The sequence below is a fragment of the Flavobacterium sp. FlaQc-57 genome (genome assembly GCF_044007395.1).
Taxonomy (GTDB): Bacteria; Bacteroidota; Bacteroidia; order Flavobacteriales; family Flavobacteriaceae; genus Flavobacterium.
In genome coordinates this window covers 1141455-1160536 of record NZ_JBIPDA010000002.1, presented here as the reverse complement: position 1 = coordinate 1160536, position 19082 = coordinate 1141455, and the positions used below count along the sequence as shown (strand labels likewise).

At 33.7% G+C, this 19082-nt stretch carries 22 protein-coding genes; 16 read left to right on the top strand and 6 right to left on the bottom strand.

Going from position 1 to position 19082, the window contains the following annotated elements:
* Positions 1-8: 8 nt before the first annotated feature.
* Positions 9-737 (bottom strand): geranylgeranylglyceryl/heptaprenylglyceryl phosphate synthase, encoded by a 729-nt coding sequence (locus ACHRVZ_RS10895; protein WP_395422431.1) that lies wholly within the window; start codon positions 735-737, stop codon positions 9-11.
* A gap of 96 nt (positions 738-833) precedes the next feature.
* Here ACHRVZ_RS10895 and ACHRVZ_RS10890 point away from each other — a divergent pair, with 96 nt between their 5' ends.
* The 3 genes from ACHRVZ_RS10890 (at position 834) to ACHRVZ_RS10880 (ending at position 2205) form a co-directional block, all read left to right on the top strand.
* Complete coding sequence (locus tag ACHRVZ_RS10890; protein ID WP_395422430.1) at positions 834-1430, top strand: Crp/Fnr family transcriptional regulator; 597 nt, start codon at positions 834-836, stop codon at positions 1428-1430.
* 80 nt (positions 1431-1510) lie between these two features.
* Positions 1511-1798 (top strand): hypothetical protein, encoded by a 288-nt coding sequence (locus tag ACHRVZ_RS10885; protein WP_395422429.1) that lies wholly within the window; start codon positions 1511-1513, stop codon positions 1796-1798.
* Complete coding sequence (locus ACHRVZ_RS10880; RefSeq protein ID WP_395422428.1) at positions 1795-2205, top strand: group III truncated hemoglobin; 411 nt, start codon at positions 1795-1797, stop codon at positions 2203-2205. The genes ACHRVZ_RS10885 and ACHRVZ_RS10880 overlap by 4 nt, the downstream gene beginning before the upstream one ends.
* A 146-nt stretch (positions 2206-2351) precedes the next feature.
* Here ACHRVZ_RS10880 and ACHRVZ_RS10875 read toward each other — a convergent pair whose 3' ends face one another.
* Positions 2352-3002 (bottom strand): 4'-phosphopantetheinyl transferase family protein, encoded by a 651-nt coding sequence (locus ACHRVZ_RS10875; RefSeq protein WP_395422427.1) that lies wholly within the window; start codon positions 3000-3002, stop codon positions 2352-2354.
* A gap of 317 nt (positions 3003-3319) precedes the next feature.
* Here ACHRVZ_RS10875 and ahcY point away from each other — a divergent pair, with 317 nt between their 5' ends.
* The 12 genes from ahcY to ACHRVZ_RS10815 all read left to right on the top strand — a co-directional run bounded on the left by ahcY (position 3320) and on the right by ACHRVZ_RS10815 (position 13631).
* Positions 3320-4636 (top strand): adenosylhomocysteinase, encoded by a 1317-nt coding sequence (gene ahcY, locus ACHRVZ_RS10870; RefSeq protein WP_056245149.1) that lies wholly within the window; start codon positions 3320-3322, stop codon positions 4634-4636.
* 350 nt (positions 4637-4986) lie between these two features.
* Positions 4987-5466 carry a hypothetical protein gene (locus ACHRVZ_RS10865; protein ID WP_395422426.1) on the top strand — a complete coding sequence of 160 codons (480 nt, stop codon included), beginning with the start codon at positions 4987-4989 and terminating at the stop codon, positions 5464-5466.
* Positions 5467-5620: 154 nt separating this feature from the next.
* Entirely contained in the window at positions 5621-7939 is a 2319-nt protein-coding gene (locus ACHRVZ_RS10860) for a patatin-like phospholipase family protein (protein ID WP_395422425.1), read from the top strand.
* Between the two features lie 255 nt (positions 7940-8194).
* Complete coding sequence (locus tag ACHRVZ_RS10855; protein WP_395422423.1) at positions 8195-8620, top strand: hypothetical protein; 426 nt, start codon at positions 8195-8197, stop codon at positions 8618-8620.
* A gap of 53 nt (positions 8621-8673) precedes the next feature.
* Positions 8674-8958 (top strand): hypothetical protein, encoded by a 285-nt coding sequence (locus ACHRVZ_RS10850; RefSeq protein WP_395422422.1) that lies wholly within the window; start codon positions 8674-8676, stop codon positions 8956-8958.
* 9 nt (positions 8959-8967) lie between these two features.
* Positions 8968-10056: a WG repeat-containing protein gene (locus ACHRVZ_RS10845; protein WP_395422421.1), complete on the top strand. Its 1089-nt coding sequence runs from the start codon at positions 8968-8970 to the stop codon at positions 10054-10056.
* A 44-nt stretch (positions 10057-10100) separates the two neighbouring features.
* Positions 10101-10433, top strand: coding sequence for a DMT family transporter (locus ACHRVZ_RS10840; RefSeq protein ID WP_395422420.1), 333 nt, complete (start codon positions 10101-10103; stop codon positions 10431-10433).
* Positions 10434-10449: 16 nt separating this feature from the next.
* Positions 10450-10911 (top strand): GNAT family N-acetyltransferase, encoded by a 462-nt coding sequence (locus ACHRVZ_RS10835; protein ID WP_395422419.1) that lies wholly within the window; start codon positions 10450-10452, stop codon positions 10909-10911.
* Positions 10912-11053: 142 nt separating this feature from the next.
* Entirely contained in the window at positions 11054-11905 is an 852-nt protein-coding gene (locus ACHRVZ_RS10830; RefSeq protein WP_395422418.1) for a methylated-DNA--[protein]-cysteine S-methyltransferase, read from the top strand.
* An 11-nt stretch (positions 11906-11916) separates the two neighbouring features.
* Positions 11917-12630: a 2OG-Fe(II) oxygenase gene (locus tag ACHRVZ_RS10825; protein ID WP_395422417.1), complete on the top strand. Its 714-nt coding sequence runs from the start codon at positions 11917-11919 to the stop codon at positions 12628-12630.
* Positions 12631-12790: 160 nt separating this feature from the next.
* Positions 12791-13036: an Ada metal-binding domain-containing protein gene (locus tag ACHRVZ_RS10820; protein WP_395422416.1), complete on the top strand. Its 246-nt coding sequence runs from the start codon at positions 12791-12793 to the stop codon at positions 13034-13036.
* Positions 13023-13631, top strand: a complete 609-nt coding sequence (locus ACHRVZ_RS10815; RefSeq protein ID WP_395422415.1) for an alpha-ketoglutarate-dependent dioxygenase AlkB family protein — start codon at positions 13023-13025, stop codon at positions 13629-13631. Before ACHRVZ_RS10820 ends, ACHRVZ_RS10815 begins: the two co-directional genes overlap by 14 nt.
* Positions 13632-13656: 25 nt before the next feature.
* Here the strand turns inward: ACHRVZ_RS10815 and ACHRVZ_RS10810 are convergent, their stop codons facing one another.
* Both ACHRVZ_RS10810 and ACHRVZ_RS10805 read right to left on the bottom strand, forming a co-directional pair.
* Positions 13657-13974, bottom strand: a complete 318-nt coding sequence (locus tag ACHRVZ_RS10810) for an MmcQ/YjbR family DNA-binding protein (protein ID WP_395422414.1) — start codon at positions 13972-13974, stop codon at positions 13657-13659.
* Between the two features lie 30 nt (positions 13975-14004).
* A complete protein-coding gene (locus ACHRVZ_RS10805) occupies positions 14005-14760 on the bottom strand; it encodes an NrtR DNA-binding winged helix domain-containing protein (RefSeq protein WP_395422413.1) in 756 nt (251 codons plus the stop codon).
* A 305-nt stretch (positions 14761-15065) separates the two neighbouring features.
* Between ACHRVZ_RS10805 and ACHRVZ_RS10800 the strand changes: the two genes are divergently transcribed.
* On the top strand, positions 15066-15323 hold the full coding sequence (locus tag ACHRVZ_RS10800) for a hypothetical protein (RefSeq protein ID WP_395422412.1): 258 nt from the start codon (positions 15066-15068) through the stop codon (positions 15321-15323).
* A gap of 51 nt (positions 15324-15374) precedes the next feature.
* Here ACHRVZ_RS10800 and bglX read toward each other — a convergent pair whose 3' ends face one another.
* The gene (gene bglX / locus ACHRVZ_RS10795) at positions 15375-17603 is read right to left on the bottom strand and encodes a beta-glucosidase BglX (protein ID WP_395422410.1); all 2229 of its coding nucleotides are present in this window, start codon (positions 17601-17603) and stop codon (positions 15375-15377) included.
* Positions 17604-17617: 14 nt separating this feature from the next.
* Positions 17618-19048 carry a glycoside hydrolase family 30 beta sandwich domain-containing protein gene (locus tag ACHRVZ_RS10790; protein WP_395422409.1) on the bottom strand — a complete coding sequence of 477 codons (1431 nt, stop codon included), beginning with the start codon at positions 19046-19048 and terminating at the stop codon, positions 17618-17620.
* Positions 19049-19082: the final 34 nt, after the last annotated feature.

Sequence of the window (19082 nt, the reverse complement as noted above, 5' to 3'; positions counted from 1 at the left end):
GGGTTTTGTTATGATTCAAAAAATTGACTGTCGTTTTCAAAAGCAGTTCCTATAACTACTAAATCGGCACCAGCTTTATACGCATTTTGAATTCCGTGCAAATCTACAATTCCTCCTCCAACAATTACAGGAATATTAATATTTTGAGCAATTAACTGTATCATTTCCAACGGAACGGCTTTTTTTGCTCCACTTCCCGCTTCCAAATAAATTAATCGGTTGCCCAACATTTCTCCGGCTTGTGCTGTTGCCAAAACCAAATCAAGATTATCACGGTTAAGAGGTTTTGTTTTGCTTACTCGTGCAACTGCAGTTTCGTTTCCGCTTTCGATCAATATATATCCGGTCGAAATAACTTCCAGATTTGTCTTTTTTAGAATTGGCGCTGCCTGAACTTGATATTCAATTAAATAATCGGGATTTCTGCCTGAAAGTAAAGATAAGAACAAAATGGCATCGGCTTGCGGAGAAATTTGCGAAGGATCACCTGGAAATATAACTACTGGCAAACTTGTTTTTTGCTTTAACTGCGCAATTAAATCTTCTAATATAATACTCTGAACAATACTCCCTCCAACAAAAATGTGTGTTGCAGGAGATTGATTAATTTTTAGTAATAAATGATCTAAGTTTTCCCAAACAATTTTATCAGGATCCAGAAGTATGGCCAATAGTTTTTGTCCACTTTCCTTAGCATCTCGAATTTGTTGGTTAATTGTGAGTAATTTTTCCTCCATAATGGCTGTAAAAGTAAAAAGTTTTTAACGTAGAAGAACTATTTTGAATGAATTATATTTGTAAAGCCTCTGTTAATAATCAAACAAAAACAAATTATGATTGCTGGTGAATTATTAGAAAAATACGGTGCATTAAAAAAATCCTTTAGCAAAAACGAAATTATTTTTGAAGAAGGAAATCTGCCTTCACATTATTATCAGATTATTTCAGGTGAAATTAAGATGAGTAATTACAATGATGATGGGCGTGAATTTATACAGGGAATATTTTATAAAGATCAGTCTTTTGGTGAACCTCCTTTGTTCTTAAATCAAAACTATCCCGCCAATGCAATTGCCGTTGAAGACTCGGAAATTTTTCTACTTTCTAAAAATACTTTTATGAAATTATTAGAAGAGCACCCAGCGGTCAGTCTGAAAATAATTGAAAACTTAGCCCAACGTTTGTATTATAAATCGGTAATGGCCGCCGAAATGTCGACCCAGGAACCTGAACACCGCATTCTAAAATTAATAGATACCGGCATTGCTTATTTTAATTTCAAGAAAGATGAGAACGGTTACCTCATCAGCTTTACCAGACAGCAAATTGGAGATTTAACAGGGTTACGTGTCGAAACAGTAATTAGAACGATAAAAGGTTTAGAAAAAAAGGGGATTTTAAAGATTATAAACAGAAAAGTATACCGTTAAAAAAGTTCTTGTTTTATGATTTAAGTCATAAAATGGAGGTTCAAAGTGCTTGTACCTTTGTTATTCTAAAAACAAATAGTATGACACTTTATCAAACAACATTCGAAAATTTCAATAAAAATTATATTGGTTCTGCAACAATGGCTGTAATTGGTCAAAGCTGTTTAGGTGCAGCCGCTGCAATGTACATTCTTTCGCACGGAACCTCAATTGGTCAAATGATACAACTCGGAATTATTGTTTTGGCTTGTATATTAGCAAATACTTCTATTTTGGCGCAAATGAAACACAAGGTCGTTTTTAACTTCATTCTTACAAGTACTATATTGAGTATTTTATTGATAATCCTGAACAATTTTATATTTTGAGAAAACAAATAGAAAACAGAGCTGATGTATCTTTTTTAGTGCATCAGTTCTATACTAAAATAAGAGCCGATAAAGAAATTGGCTTTTATTTTAATACCATGATTAAAGATTGGGATGCTCATCTGGAAAAACTAACTGATTTTTGGGAAACCAACTTGTTTGCTGTAAAAAAATACAAGGGCAATCCGCATGCGGTGCATAATGAAGTGGATGCTCATTTTAATGGTCAAATTACTTCGAATGAATTCGGAATATGGCTTAACTATTGGTTTCAGACTATCGAAGAACATTTTGAAGGAGAAAATGCCGAAACACTAAAACGTCGTGCCAGAAAAATGGGAACTTTTTTGTTTATGAGTATGTTTGAACATCGAAAAAAGATGGCAGAGAATTCGACAGAATCTTGAACATTAATCGCATTTTTGTCATTTCGAGCGAAGGGAGAAATCACACTGGTAGCTCTACAAAGATTGATAACATTCTGGACGGAATTTCTAGTGTGATTTCTCCTTCGTCGAAATGACAAGATTGTGGCTAAACCTGAGACTGAAAATCACTTCTCAAAAGCATAAACCAAAGTAAATTTTCCTTCCGAATTATCAGATTTTATTTCTTTGTAATGCACATCAAAATCTTTTACCAAATTATCAAAATGGAGGCTTGCCTCGGTTCGATTTTCATTTAATGAAAAATCCCCGACTCTAATATGATCTTTAAAACTGATTCCTTTTTCGTTTCTAATTTTAAAGATGGCTTCTTTTGCGCCCCAAATTACAGTAAGTTTTTTTACGTATTCTTCTAAAACATTCGGTTTTAAATAACTAAATTCTGTATCGACAAACTTATCGGCAATGCGAAGAATTTTTTCGCGTTGCAATTCCATGTCAATTCCAACGGTTTCATGACTTACAATAATAGCTGCAAAATTATGCGAATGTGTGATGGAAATATAATTATGACAATCAAAATAAGGTTTTCCAAATTCGTCATAATGTAAATCATTGTCTGTAAAACCCATTTCCTGAATTAGCATGCGAACACTCAAAAAAGCACGTTGATGCATTTGAGATTTCATTCCGTTTAGCCTTAATTGCGTTTTTTCTTTTAAAACTACCTTACTTGATAATTCTTCGAAAGATTCTGTAATCTCCCAAATTAAAATTTTGCTGGTTGCATTGCATTGTATGGTTTGAAATAGAGGCATGCTTTTTTATTATGGATTATGAGTTTTAAGTTATGAATTATATTTCTAATTTGAAAACAGAACGTCTAATTTATCGTCTGGTCTTTTTTAGCCCTGATGGGAACGGCATCCTTTTGTGGTGGGGTTCACCACAAAAGATATAGTGGACAGCAGGATTAGCTTCATAGTTTGACTATGCTCTGTATGACAATTATAGTAATTATCTAACATTCTAGATATTAAGAAACTAAACATTTCACAAATCTTACAGAAATTAGTCAAAATTAAAAACCTATTCCGTAAATTTGCAAAAATTTTACAATACAAATATACTATAAATGAGTACTACAACTACGCCTTTTGTGGCTTTCAAAGTAAAAGACATCTCTCTAGCAGCTTGGGGAAGAAAAGAAATTGAACTAGCTGAAGCTGAAATGCCAGGTTTAATGGCGCTTCGTGCTGAATATAAAGACGAACAACCTCTTGCAGGTGCTCGTATCGCTGGATGTTTACACATGACAATCCAGACTGCCGTTTTGATCGAAACTTTAATCGCTCTTGGTGCTGAAGTTACTTGGTCTTCTTGTAACATTTTCTCTACTCAGGATCAGGCTGCTGCTGCTATTGCTGCTGCTGGAATTCAGGTTTATGCTTGGAAAGGTCTTGATGAGCAATCATTTGACTGGTGTATTGAGCAAACTTTATTCTTTGGTGAAGACAGAAAACCATTGAACATGATTCTTGATGATGGTGGAGATTTAACAAACATGGTTATTGACCGTTTCCCGGAATTGGTTCCTGGAATCAAAGGATTATCTGAAGAAACTACAACTGGAGTTCACAGACTTTACGAAAGAGTAAAAGCTGGAACTTTACCAATGCCTGCTATCAACATTAATGACTCTGTTACTAAATCTAAATTTGATAACAAATACGGTTGTAAAGAATCTGCTGTAGATGCTGTACGTCGTGCAACTGACTTAATGTTAGCTGGAAAAAGAGTTATCGTTTGTGGATACGGTGATGTTGGAAAAGGAACTGCTGCTTCTTTCAGAGGTGCCGGATCTATTGTAACAGTTACTGAAATTGACCCAATTTGTGCTTTACAAGCTGCAATGGACGGTTATGAAGTTAAAAAATTAAACACTGTAATTGCTAATGCTGATATCATCATTACAACTACTGGAAATAAAGATATTGTTCTTGGAGAGCACTTCGAGCAAATGAAAGACAAAACTGTTGTTTGTAACATCGGACACTTTGATAACGAAATTGATATGGCTTGGTTAAACAAAAACCACGGTGCATCTAAAATCGAAATCAAACCACAAGTTGACAAATATACGATCGCTGGAAAAGATATCATCATTCTTGCTGAAGGTCGTTTAGTTAACCTTGGTTGTGCTACAGGTCACCCAAGTTTTGTAATGAGTAACTCATTTACAAACCAAACTTTGGCTCAAATCGAATTATGGAAAAACAGCGCTGCTTATAACAATGACGTTTATATGTTACCAAAACATTTAGATGAAAAAGTTGCTGCTTTGCACTTAGCTAAATTAGGAGTTGAATTGGAAACTTTACGTGACGATCAAGCTGCTTATATTGGTGTTCCGGTTGAAGGTCCATTCAAACCAGAATACTACAGATACTAAATCAATTTTAGATTGAAGATTTCTATCCCGAAGCTTCGAGATTGGATTTCTTTAATTACATATTTCAAACCCGAAAGATTTTAAAATCTTTCGGGTTTTGTTTTTTTAATCAGAAATCTTCAATCTAAAATTATCCGGGCGTGCCACCATTTAAAAAAAGGCCTAATGTACCGTTGCGCATATTAGGCCTTTTTTTTAAATGCTGTCGGGCTATCCGCGCTACTTTGGTAGCTTGCTCCTATCCCTCACGCAAGCATCAACAAGAACTTTAAAATTAATCAGATATTTTGTCATAATTTTTAAAATAAAAAGATACATTTGAGTTCAAAACTAACCTTTGCCCCCAAATTATGAGAACACGATTTATTTTATTAGTACTAATAATTCTACCATTTTTTGTTTCTGCACAATCTAACAATCAGCAAATGCACCAACAAATAAATGCTCAGAGACAGAGATGGACAAATGACTGGCAAATGGGAGTGATGACGTCTCACTCATCAAATAAAATTCAATCTGCTGAAAAAAAAGTAGCCAAAGAAGAAGAAAATAAAAAAAATTTAGAGGAGAAATCTGAAAAATTAAATGCTGATTTAAAAACAAAACAAGAAGAACTTACAAATCTTAAAAACAACTCAGCAGACAGCAATAATATTGATCTTCAAAAAGATATCGAAAAAACTCAAGAAAAATTAAACCAAAACAAAAAAGAATTGGAATCGAGTTCGAAAAAAATAGAAGATTTAAAAACACAACTAGAAACCTCCAAATCACAAGAAGAAGAAAAAAGAAAAAAGGAAGGAAAAACAATTTATACTTTAACGAAATAACGCAAATTGAGCCTTACAGAAATGTGATTTTTTTTTATTCTCGTACTTCAACTAAAAAAACATTTCTCTCAAAAAATTGCACGTTTATAAATATCTACCTACTTTTAAGAATTAAAATAAGAATCTATTTCTCAAATACTTAAATAGTACAAACTTGAAAAAAACAACTTATTTAATCATCTTCTTATTTTTAGTTACTGTCCCGCAAATTATTTTTTCTCAGGAAAAGAAACCCAAAGTCGTTTTAGTCTTAAGTGGTGGTGGAGCAAAAGGAATTGCACATATTCCGCTTTTACAAAAACTGGATTCTCTACACATCGTTCCGGACCTTATTGTTGGTAACAGTATGGGAAGTATTATAGGCGGTTTGTACGCAATGGGATATTCTGGTGACAGTATAGAAAAATTAACCAAAAATATTAATTGGGATAAATTACTTGGCGGAGGCCAGTCATTAAAATCTGTAAGCGTAGAGGAAAAAAGAGAATTTCAGCGATATTTAGTTGGAATAGGGATTAAAAACAAGAGACTAAACAGCATTGGCTCTTTATTAAATGATCAAAATTTAAGAGAATATCTTTCCGAATTAACTTACCCGGTCTATAACATTAAAGATTTTGACAGCCTGCCTATCCCGTTTAGAGCCATGGCTACTGATTTGTCTGAAGGAAAAGAGGTTATTTTAAGCAAAGGCAGCTTAGCTTATGCCATGAGAGCCAGTATGTCACTTCCTGCTATTTTCAAACCTATGTCATACGAAAAAACAGTATTGGTTGATGGAGGCGTTTTGAATAATTTCCCTACAGATGTTGCCAAACAAATGGGAGCTGATATTATTATTGGTAGTGATGTAGGTGGCGGATTGGAACCCATAGACAAACTAAACAATGTTATCACTATACTGACGCAAACCAGTATGTTCCCGAGTAACATTAAGAATCCTGCAAATAGAAAACTCTGCGATATTTTAGTAGATCACATGCCCAACCTTCGTTTTTCGACTGCAGATTTTGCTGATAGTGCGGAAATTTATAAAGATGGTAAAATTGCAACAAACGAAAATCTTCCCGCTTTAATAACATTATCCGAAAAATTAAAAGGATATCAACAACGAATTCACGAATTACCAAAAATGCCTTCAGAAATTATTCTTGATACGATTGTTTACAAAAAAATCAGTCCGGAAAACCTTGCTCTGGTATTAGGACGAATAAATCTTAAAATGCATGTAAAATATACCACTAAAGACTTAATAGCAGGCATTAACAGAGCAATGGGTACCAATCTTTTTGACGAGATTACGTACAACTATTTCATCAAAGACGACAACAAACTAGGCGTTACAATCTTTGGCCATGAACGTGCCAAAAACCAACTGAATACATCTGTGCATTATGACACTTATCGAGGCGTTGGAATCATTTTTAATTACACTGCCAGAAATGTTCTTGCCAGAGCATCCCGCCTTCTGGTAACAGTCGATATAGCCGAGCAACCAAAAGCACGAATCAATTATCAGAAAAATTTTGGAAAAAACCGAGATTGGTGGTGGTCATCTGAACTTTATGGAGCCTTTTTAAGACAAGAAATTTTCTTTAATGGCAAAGCTTCAGATAATGTACTTTACAATTCACTTGAATTTACTAATGAAATCAACAGAAATATAAACTCCCTTAAAAGCTATTTTGGTTATGGTTTACACTATCAATACTCTAATCTAAAACCAAAATACGACAGAGAGTACAATCCTAACGCGATCGATATCACAAATTACTCCTTAAACAGCATCGAGTTAAACATGCATTATTCCTACAACGATATGGATAAAGTTTTCTTTGCTGAAAACGGAACAATTATAAAAGCAAATATAACCCGGTCATTGTTATCAGATGTCTACACCTCTTTTAACGACCCAAATCGAACAAGTATATCTGGTGCAACCAATGGTTATACAAAATTTGGTTTCAGTTATCAAAAAAGAGCACTCTTAAAAAAGAAAATTACAGGAATAATTGGGTTTGATTCTTATTTTATTTTTCAAGATAAACTTAAAGACAATCAAATTCCATTCTCAGAATATGGTTATGCATCAAAATATTTCTTAGGCGGAATCATACCTAGCTCCGGAAGTAATCGTTTTTCATTTCCCGGCCTGCATGAAGACGAGCTCAATGTTTCGCAATATATGGGCTTAAAAATAGCTTCTCAAATAAATCTTATGGGAAAAATTTACCTAACTCCCCATTTTAATATCGCAACTGTTGGGTTTGAATCTTTTGATAAATACATTAACAAAGCATTTAGTCCAAAAGGAAAATGGGATGATGGCCTGGAACCTAGCCTTGTAATATCCGGAGGAGCGTCTATTTCCTATCAATCCATTTTAGGCCCTATTCATTTTGATACTTCCTGGATAAACAATATCGACAAAGTAAGATTGTTTTTTAGTGTCGGATTGTCACTCAACCCTTAAAAAAATATCATAAGTAAATCGGGGTTTAAAATCTGATATTGGTATACCACCATTTAATCAGATATTATATACAATTCTTAAATTTTAAGTTTTACATTTGAAATTCAAATCTCCAAATTCTAAAACTAAATTATGAGAACACGCCTACTTTTACTATTACTATCGCTCTTACCATTTATAAGCAGTGCTCAATCAAGCATGCAAAGACAAATGAGCCAGTCAAACGCAATGTTTGCACAGCAAAACCGAATGTTTATGCAACAGCAGCAACAACAACGTGATCTAACACGTATGATGAACAACATTCAAACCTCAGAAGATAAACTGGCAAACGAAGAAAGAAAATTAAAAAAACATCAAACCAAATCAACTGAAAAAGAAGCCGATTTAAAGTCAAAACAAGATGAACTAGCAGCTCTTGAAAACAATAAAGACAAAAGCAAAGACGTTCTGAAAAGCATTGAAAAAGCGAAAAAAGAAATTATAAAATCAGAAGAAAAGCTTAGCAAATCAAAAGTTGATATAGAAAAGAGCTCCAAAAAAATTCAAGGTCTGCAAAATCAAATACAAGAATCAAAAATCAAAAAACAAGAACTAGCCAAAAAACAAGAAGAAGAAAAAAGACTTAAAGAAGAGGAAAAAGCGAAGAAAGAAAAGGAAAAACAGGAAAAGAAAAAGTAGAAACTCTTGCGAAAATATTCGTTTATTTTAATAAGTCCGGAATACAACAAAATATGATTGAAAAAATTTTATGCGACATGCATGGTTCAAAAGAAATGTCTTTCTCTTGTATCCATATTGCAATGGCAATAGATTTAAAAGAAAAAGTAGGTTTCTTCTATTCAGAAGCTGAAGAAGATCTTCCGCAAATTGCATGGTGCGGAGCATGTGAGCAATATCTTCTTGATAATGGTGAAGAATGGACTGATATTTTTCAGGCCAAAGCCGATTTTAAAATGCTATGCTCTGATTGTTTTGACGAAGCAAAAAATAATGAATCTGAAATTCATATCCGATAAACAAATTTCATGAAAAAGACTATCATTCTGTGTACATTTCTCCTTTTAAGTTGTTCAGTGTCTGCACAGAACAGTGATACCTGGATTGCCTTTTGGGATAAAGACAGCACGCATATTGGATTTAAGGATAAAAACGGTGTCATTAAAATAAAACCTAAATTTTCAGGCTATACCTTCGCACAAAAATTTGAAAATATTATTGCCGTTACAGAAGAAAATAACAACAACTGGAAAAGTTATTATCTAACTAAACAAGGAAAAATAGTAGGTCGTGACAGCTTATACTCTTTTGACAACAGTACAGATTGCGAAAATGAAGGTTTTATACGCTTTAAAGATGGGAAATCCGACAAAATGGGAATGTTCAATAGCCAAGGAAAAATTGCTATTCCGGCAATGTATAGCGATTTGACAAAATCCAGAAACGGGATGGTTATTGTGCTAAAAGATGCTACTAAAAGAAAACTCCATAAGGATGATGAACACGTTGGATGGACCGGTGGAAAAGAATTCCTTATTGATACCAATAATACAATCTTAATTGAAAATTTTAGTCACAGCAACGATATAAACTTTTATTCTTTACAGAAATCAAAAGAACCAAGTAAAGATGAAACCCGAGAAAATTTTCTTGGAGTAAACGGTTTGTATTATTCCTTCATAAGTTATGATAAAGAATTTAAATCCTGGTTAAAAAAAACGGTACTTTCAGATTTATCCTTAGATAATTTATTAAACCACTCTTTTGATAAAATTACTTACTGGAAAGAACCAAACGGGTGGACAAATGAACCAAAAACTAAATTTATTACGCAAAACTACAATCTTTTAAAATTAAAACTGCAACAACTAAATGATGCAAAAACCGAATATTTCATTTCATCTGAAGGATTAAATCAATTTATTTTTGAATCAAGCGAATACGAAATCTATTTCAACAATTGCAATGAATCCAAAGACTGGATTTATCCTGTAATGGATATTATTGTTTCTCCCAAAAACAAAACGGATCGCGGACAAGATCATTTTCAATTTCTAAGAACTCAAAATGGTTATAAATTGATCAGTGTTTCAACAGCAAAAAATGATCTTAATTAATTATTCTGCTTTCTTAAAGGTTTAACTTTGTAAAAACGTGAAATATGAAAAACTTCTTTTTCTTAGGCATTGCCATTATATTCGAAATCATTGCAACTTCAGCCTTAAAAAAATCTGAAGAATTTACCAAATTAATCCCCAGCATCATTACTATAATTGGTTATTGCGGTGCATTTTACTTCTTAAGTTTTGCTATTAGAACTATTCCGGTTGGCATTGCATATGCAATTTGGTCCGGAGTCGGAATTGTTTTAATTACTTTTATTGGTGCTGTTTTCTTCAAACAAATACCTGATTTACCTGCTATTATAGGATTAGCTTTAATATTAATTGGCGTTGTTGTAATAAATGTTTTTTCGAAAACTACGGCGCATTAATTTAAAATTAGAAAAAATGGATCTTAGAAAAGCTACAATTTCAGATTTACAAGAAATGCAGGAAATGTATATCGAGACCATTAAATGGGTTTGTAAAAATGATTACGGCCCGCTACAAATTAATGCATGGGTTTCGGGTTTAAACGATACCGAACGCTGGACGAAAGTTATTCACGATCAATTTGTTTTATTAGCTACAATCGAACGCAAAATTGTGGGTTACGGAACTCTTAAAGACGGAAACTACATTGATTTCTTTTGTGTTCACAAAGACCTCCAGCGTAAAGGAATTGCTAACGAAATATTTACTGAATTAGAACTCGAGGCTAAAAAAGAAAACTCAAAAACCATCACAGCAGATGTTAGCATAACTGCAAAACCTTTTTTTGAGAAGAAAGGTTTTATTGTAAAAGCAGAGCAAAAAAATATTCGATTAGGTGTTGAGCTTATCAATTACAAAATGGAGAAGAAAATATAGTTGAATTTGTTTCAAGTTTCAGGTTTCAAGTTCTATGAGAACCTGAAACCTGAAACAAACAAAACAAAAATAGAACTCCGCAAGTTTCGGATTTTATGACTGCAAAAACCAGTCGATATTTGCATTATAAAATTGAATGAAAATGAACACACAGGAAAACATCAATTATAATCGTATCGCAGAAGCAATCGATTATATAAAAGCTAACTTTAAGGAACAGCCAAACTTAGATCAGGTTGCCGAAAAAGTGCATTTAAGTCCGTTTCACTTTCAACGCTTGTTTACAGAATGGGCAGGAACAAGTCCGAAGAAGTTTTTGCAGTATATTAGTGTTGAACATGCCAAAAAAATCCTGAAAGAGGACAATCAAGCCACATTATTTGACGCTGCTTTTGACACAGGCCTTTCGGGAACAAGCCGTTTGCATGATTTATTTGTAAACATTGAAGGAATGTCGCCTGCTGAATATAAAAATGGTGGTAAAAACCTGGAAATAAACTTCAGTTTTGCCGAAAGTCCGTTTGGAAATATCATTGTTGCATCAACTCAAAAAGGTGTTTGTTTTATGGCTTTCGCCGAAGACGAAGAAACTGGTTTTGAAAATTTAAAAGACAAATTTCCGAATGCTTCTTTCTCCAGAAAACTAGATTTAATGCAACAGAATGCGTTATTCATTTTTCAGAATGACTGGAGCAAATTATCCGAAATAAAACTCCACTTAAAAGGTACTGACTTTCAATTGAAAGTTTGGGAAACTTTATTGAAAATCCCAATGGGGCAATTATCTACTTACGGTTCTATTGCGCAGCAAATAGAAAAACCAAATGCGTATCGTGCCGTCGGAACAGCCATTGGAAGCAATCCTGTAGCATTTCTTATTCCGTGCCATCGTGTTATTCAATCTACTGGAACCTTTGGTGGTTATATGTGGGGAAACACGCGTAAAACAGCTATTATTGGATGGGAAGGTGCGCAATTAAATTCAGATCTCTAAAACTCAATTCCATGCAAAATATACAATCTAAAATTGCTTCCCAAAACTGGGAAAGCATCACCGAATCTATGCACGAAAATGGCTTTGTTATTATTCCGAATGTGCTGAATAACGAACAATGTGAAGATTTAAAATTCGATTATGATAATCCAACTTTATATCGAAAAACGGTTGTGATGGAGCGCTATCGCTTCGGTTTGGGCGAATACAAATATTTCAATTATCCTTTGCCGGATTTAATTCAAAATCTTCGGTCCTCGATTTATCCTAAATTGGCTCCCATTGCTAATGCCTGGATGAAAGTTTTAAATATTGACACTCATTTTCCTGAAACACACGAGAAATTATTGGAGCAATGTCACGCAAATAATCAATTAAAAGCAACTGTTTTAATTTTAAAATATGGTAAAAGTGGTTTTAATACTTTGCATCAGGATTTATACGGAGATATTTATTTTCCTATTCAAATAGTACTTTTCTTAAATGAACCTGATGAAGATTTTACTGGTGGTGAATTTGTATTGACACAACAAACTCCCAGAGCACAATCGAAGGCAATTGTTTTGAAACCCAAAAAAGGTGATATCTTAGTTTTTACGACCAATTTCAGACCTGTAAAAGGCACAAAAGGATATTATCGCGTGAATATGAAACATGGAGTCAGCGAAATTCGTTCTGGAGAAAGACATACGTTGGGAATTATTTTTCATGATGCATTGAGTTAAGGTGCAAAGGTACAGAGGCGCAAAGGTTCAAAGGCTTAAACACACAGCACATCTGTAGAGGCGCACAGCAGTGCGTCTCCGCAACGATTCTCTACATGATTAATTACATAACGTTAGACGCACTACGGTGCGTCTCTACGATAAAACCAATGAAATTATTATGATCAAACATTGTGAAATTTCTGATTCAGATCTTCGAAATAAATTTAAAAATGCGGAAATTTGTTTCGGTGGAAACCGAAAACTAAAAATCTACGGGACTTTAAAATGTTCTTCAGGAAAAAGGATGAAACGAGAAAATCGGGTTTTCTTTTTGTCTGAAGATGAGGCAAAAGAAAATGGTTTCAGACCTTGCGGACATTGTATCAAAACCGAATATCAAAAATGGAAAAATGGACTTATTTAATCCGCACACTGACGAAAAAACGAATCTCCTTCCAAAAGACGGAACTGTAAATTATTACGGCAAATTATTCTCGAGAGAGGACTCTCATTATTATTTAGATGTTTTACTCAATACAATCGAATGGAAAAATGATGAAGCCGTTATCTTCGGGAAATTAATCCTTACCAAACGTAAAGTAGCTTGGTACGGTGATTCTAGTTTTGAATATACTTATTCTAACACAACAAAAAAAGCACTTCCGTGGACAAAGGAACTTTTGGAATTAAAGAAAGTTATTGAAGAAAAAACGGGAGAAACTTTTAATTCTTGTTTGCTCAATTTATACCATTCCGGTGATGAAGGAATGGCATGGCATAGTGACGCCGAAAAAGATTTGAAAAAAAATGGTGCGATTGGTTCTGTAAGTTTTGGTGCCGAACGCAAGTTTGCTTTCAAACATAAGGAAACGAAAGAAGTGGTTTCTTTAATTTTAGAACATGGAAGTTTATTGGTTATGAAAGATGAAACGCAAACACATTGGCTGCATCGTTTGCCTCCAACAAAAACAATATCAAAACCTCGTGTAAATTTGACTTTTAGAAGTATTGTAAAGTAGTCTCAAAGTAAACTCTACAGTTTTGTCATTTCTTGTTGGATACATTTTGATAAGAGAGTGACAACGCATCTTGAAACATTTCTGATCTCACTTTTGAAAGTTCAACAATTGTCCAGCCTTGTTTCCCCCATTTATTTGGAACTGGATAAAAAATCATTTCGCTCGAAGCACAGAAAACAGATTGATCAATTTCGTTTAATTTCAAAACGGCCCTATTGTTCTTTTCATCAAAAGTGGCAAAAATTTTCTTTTTGATTCGAAAAGAAGTTTTCTCGAAATGTGGTTCTTCTGTTGCATCCGGAAATGACAAAGCTAATTTTCTAAATGTTTCAATGGAGACCATAATCGCTAAATTTAAAATTAAATTCTAATTTTACCAGCCCTGATTCAATCCGTTTTTTAAGACCTCATCGTATTTATCTTTATCAAAAGAATATAAGTTTGGAGCTTTATGCGCCACGTTACTTTTCTTTTCATCAAGCTTAGTCAGGATTCCGATGTTGGTTATTTTGCGAAGAAAATTTCTTCTGTCCAGTTTTTTATCTAAAATGGTTTCATATAATTTTTGCAGTTCCGGAATCGTAAATTTCTCCGGTAATAAATTATATCCAACGGGCATTAAATTTAATTCAGTTCTTAAAGTCTGCAAGGCTTTATCAAGAATTTCCTTGTGATCTAAAATAAGTTCCGGCACTTCTTTATGATCAATCCATTCTATTATTTCTTCTTTATTAGCACACTTCGGAATTGTTTTTAAGAAATCAACTAAAGCATAATAACCTATCGTAACGAAACGTTGTGTAAGCCACTTCCCTTTTTTTTCTTCAATTTTTAAATATTCTAATAGTTCCTTTCCAAAGTGCTGATCGTTTCTTTTTATCTTTCCAAAAGTTGCAAATTGTCTTAAAAAAACACCCTCTACTCCTGTTCTTTCATTTAAAACAGTAACGGCAGCGGTATCGATATCCTGATCAATTGGTATAAAACCTCCTGGCAATGACCACAAATTTTTATGTCTGACTTTATTAAGTAAAACCTTTAACTGATTATCATGAAACCCAAAAATCACACAATCTATTGAAAGTCCGGGTTGGTAATTTTGATTGTTTTCTATAATGTCTTTTAACATTCAATTTTCAATTAAATACAGTTTTTGTATCATGATTATCGTTGCAATTTAGTTCATTTTTATAAAATGAAACCTTCTTTTTCAATTTCGTGGTAATAATCCATCGAAATTGCGTTTAAAAAACAATAGTGTATAAGTCACAATTTTAACTTAAAAGTAAGAAGTTGAATTAAAAAAACAAGTACATTGCGTCATAATAACACATTAAAATAAAATCTTATTACCAGAATTAAAAAGTAAGAATATTTTTATGTGATTTTATATTTGAATTTCTTCAAAAAAAATAAAAATTCAATACAAGAGAGATGAATACCAATCCGTTAAAAAGTATCAATAAAAGAATCCGCAATAAAATCTGGGACTCTTTTGGATTTGTTTCTAAAACGTATCTTTTAGAAGAATCTATAAAATACAGTAAGGAACAAGAAAAGATTTTCAATCAAATGATTGTTGAAACTGAAGCGAAAGATAAAAAGGCAAAACGTGAGGCTTTTGATAAGGCTTTGTATGCTTCGTATAAAGGAATTGGCGCTATAGATTTTATAAATAACGTTTTGAAATAATTCAGAAACTTTTATAAAATCTATAGCGCCAATTTTAATTGACATTCTATTTTATTGCACTAATTCAAAGTCAGCTCTAAGTTTAATATCTGCAGATGAAGCTCCAATCATAACTTCGAAATCTCCAGGTTCAGCAACCCATTCTAATTTATCATTATAGAAGGATAGTTTTTCTTTGTCGATAGTAAATTCAATTGTTTTAGATTCTCCTGCATTTAATTTTAGTTTTTGAAAATCTCTAAGCTCTAAAATCGGACGCACTACTGATCCAAATTTATCTTTTAAATACAACTGAACAACTTCTTCTCCGGCTACTTTTCCAACATTTGACAATTGAAAAGAAACTTTAATTGTTTCATTGTTTTTCATTTTTGCTGAAGACAATTTCAAATTTGAATAATTGAATTTTGTATAACTCAATCCATATCCAAAAGGAAATTTAGGTGAATTTTTTAAATCTATATATGCTGAAACGTAATTTTTAGAATCTTCGTCTTTAGCCGGTCTTCCGGTACTAAAATGATTATAGTAAATTGGAATCTGCCCCACTTCTCTCGGAAAAGTCATTGGTAATTTTCCTGACGGATTATAATCTCCAAATAGCACATTTGCAATTGCGCTTCCTGCTTCTGTACCCAACCACCAAGTATATACGATTGCCGGAACATTATCAGCTGTCCAATTAAAAATAAGTGGCCTTCCTGCATTTACCAAAACTACAACTGGTTTTCCTGTTGCCTGAATTGCTTTTACTAAATCTTCCTGAACACCAGGTAAATGAAGATCGCTTCGGCTTTTTGCTTCGCCGCTCATATCGCGTCTTTCACCAATACTCAAAATAACAACATCTGCTTGTTTTGCTGTCGCAACAGCTTCGGCAAAGCCATCTTTATTGTCTCCGTCAACTTCACAGCCTTTTGCGTATAGTAACTTTGTATTTTTACCCACTATATTTTGTAAACCATCCCATTGCGAAACGATCCATTTATTATAATCGACATTTGGTAATTCGACAGACCAAAATCCCATGTTCTCTTTGTATTCTTTTACCATTGGTCCAATGAATGCAATTGTTTTCAGGTTTTTAGAAAGTGGTAATGTCTCATTTTCATTCTTTAATAAAACGATACTTTTTTGTGCCACATCAAGAGCTGCTTTCCTATTTTCAGGATCATTCAAAGCTTTATCTGCTCTTTTTTGATCTGAATATCGATATGGATCATCGAATAATCCTAATTCGAATTTCTTGCGTAAAATACGTTTTACAGCATCATCAACTAAGTCGATAGAAACTTTACCTTCTTTTACCAATTGTGCCAAATTGCTTTTGTAGGCAACGCTTTCCATATCCATATCACTTCCGGCTGTAATCGCAGAAAGTGCTGCAGCTTTAAGATCTTTTGAATAACCGTGAGCTACCATTTCTCCAATAGATCCCCAATCTGAAACTACGAAACCTTGAAAATTCCATTTTCCTTTTAAAATATCACGTTGCAAGTGTACATTTGCAGTAGCAGGAATCCCGTTTAAATCATTAAACGAGTTCATAAAGGTTGCTGCGCCTGCATCAAGAGCTGCTTTGAAAGGAGGTAAATAGGTTTCCCATAACATTCTTTCGCTCATATCTACAGAGTTATAATCTCTTCCTCCAATCGCTGCGCCATATGCTGCAAAATGTTTCACGCAGGCCATTACAGCGTTTAAGTCTCCTAACTTATTTCCTTGAAATCCTTTTACTCTCGCATAAGCAATTTTAGAACCTAAGTAAGTATCTTCTCCGGCACCTTCCATTACTCTTCCCCAGCGCGGGTCACGCCCAATATCTACCATTGGAGCAAATGTCCAGTGAATTCCGCTTGCAGATGCTTCTGTTGCGGCAACTCTTGCAGCCAATTCAATTGCGGCTAAATCCCAACTTGCGGCTTCGGCTAACGGAATTGGAAATGTCGTTTTGTAGCCATGTATAACATCCTGACCAAACAACATTGGTATTTTTAGACGGGATTGCATTGCCAATTTCTGATAATTTCTGGTAGATTCTACTCCGGTAACATTTAGCATTGAACCTACCAAACCATTTTTAATTTCTGCTTGTTTGTTAGGATTAACCGTTATTGGACCTGTTATCGAATTATCATTACTGTATTGATTAAGCTGACCAATTTTTTCTTCAATTGTCATTTTTTTCAATAGAGCATTTACTTTCTGATCTATTGTTTCTTGTTGAGCGACCGCAAAAAACGATACCATCAACAAGGTAAATGTTGTAATTTTCTTCATGAATTTAATTTTGATTACCAAACATAAGTTGCAACTGCACCCGCGTTTAAAGTCGTTGAAATTTGTTTTTTATTGTATTTTATATTGAATGATTCTGCTGCACTTCCGTCATTTTCTACAATTAGAACAATTTGTCCTGACGGAGTTCTAAACGCGACATTGTATAAATTATTACTAACATTACTCCCAATTCTAACGGATCCTTCAGGAACAAATTTTGATGCGTGACCAATAATATAATAGCCAACTTCTCTTTTAATATTCTGATTTTGATCGATCATCAGTGCGCCTTTGCAGGTTGAACATCCGCCTGGTGTAAATGGTTTGTAGAATTCATCATTTGCTAATCCCCACGAAAGCGCATTAACACTCCAGTTGCGCATTGAACCAATTACAACATTTTTTACACTCCACTTCAAGTCAGATTCAAAACTGCTTCCTGATCCCGTATATTGTTCGGTAAAATACAAATCTTTGTTTGGATATGCATCATGAACTTTAGATAAAGCACTAATGTCTCCTTCGTACAAATGAAATGCTGAACCTGCTACAAATGGCAATGCTTTTGGATCGTTTAAAATCGCTAAAGGATACTCTGGTTTGTTACAATTGTGATCGTAAACCACAATTTTGGTTTTGATTTTTGCTTTCGCGAAAGCGGGGCCCAAATTGTTTTTGATAAATTCTGCCTGCTGTTCTGCAAGCATTAATAAACTCGGATTATTTCCCGGATGTAATGGTTCGTTTTGAGGTGTGATAGCATCAATTACAATTCCATGAGATTTCATTGCCTGAATATATTTCACAAAATATTCTGCATAAACCTGATAATACTTTGGCTGTAAACTTCCTCCTTTAGAACTTCCGTTATCTTTCATCCAAACTGGCGGCGACCACGGAGATCCCATTATTTTTATATTTGGATTTATTGCTAAAATTTCTTTTAAAAGTGGAACAACATCTTTTAAGTCTGGTCCAAGATTAAAATGTTCCAGTTTTAAATCTGTTTGTCCTTCCGGCATATCATCATACGAAAAAACAGTTTCATTTAGATCTGAAGCGCCAATACTTATTCTTAAATAACTCAAACCAATTGCATTATCTTTTCTAGAGAATAATTCCTGAAGCAATGCTTCTTTCTTTGCTTTATCTAGTTTAAGAATCGCCTGAGCGCTCCCTCCTGTCAAGGAAAAACCGAAACCTTCGATGGTTTGAAATTTTTGAGAAGCGTCTACTAAAATCGTCTGATTCGAATTGGTGTCTGTATTAAAAACCAAATCAGATTGTTTTTTTAGTTTTTGAGATTCATCTGAAGTAGTTACCCAAGCTTCTACTTTATTTGAATTTGAAACTACATTAGAGCTTTTTGATGATCCGCATTTTATTTGTACTGCGATAAGTGGCAGTAAAAGCAAAATTTGGAGTTTTTTGTTGATGTTTTTCATATTTAATGTATTTCTATTAAAATAGATAAGTGAT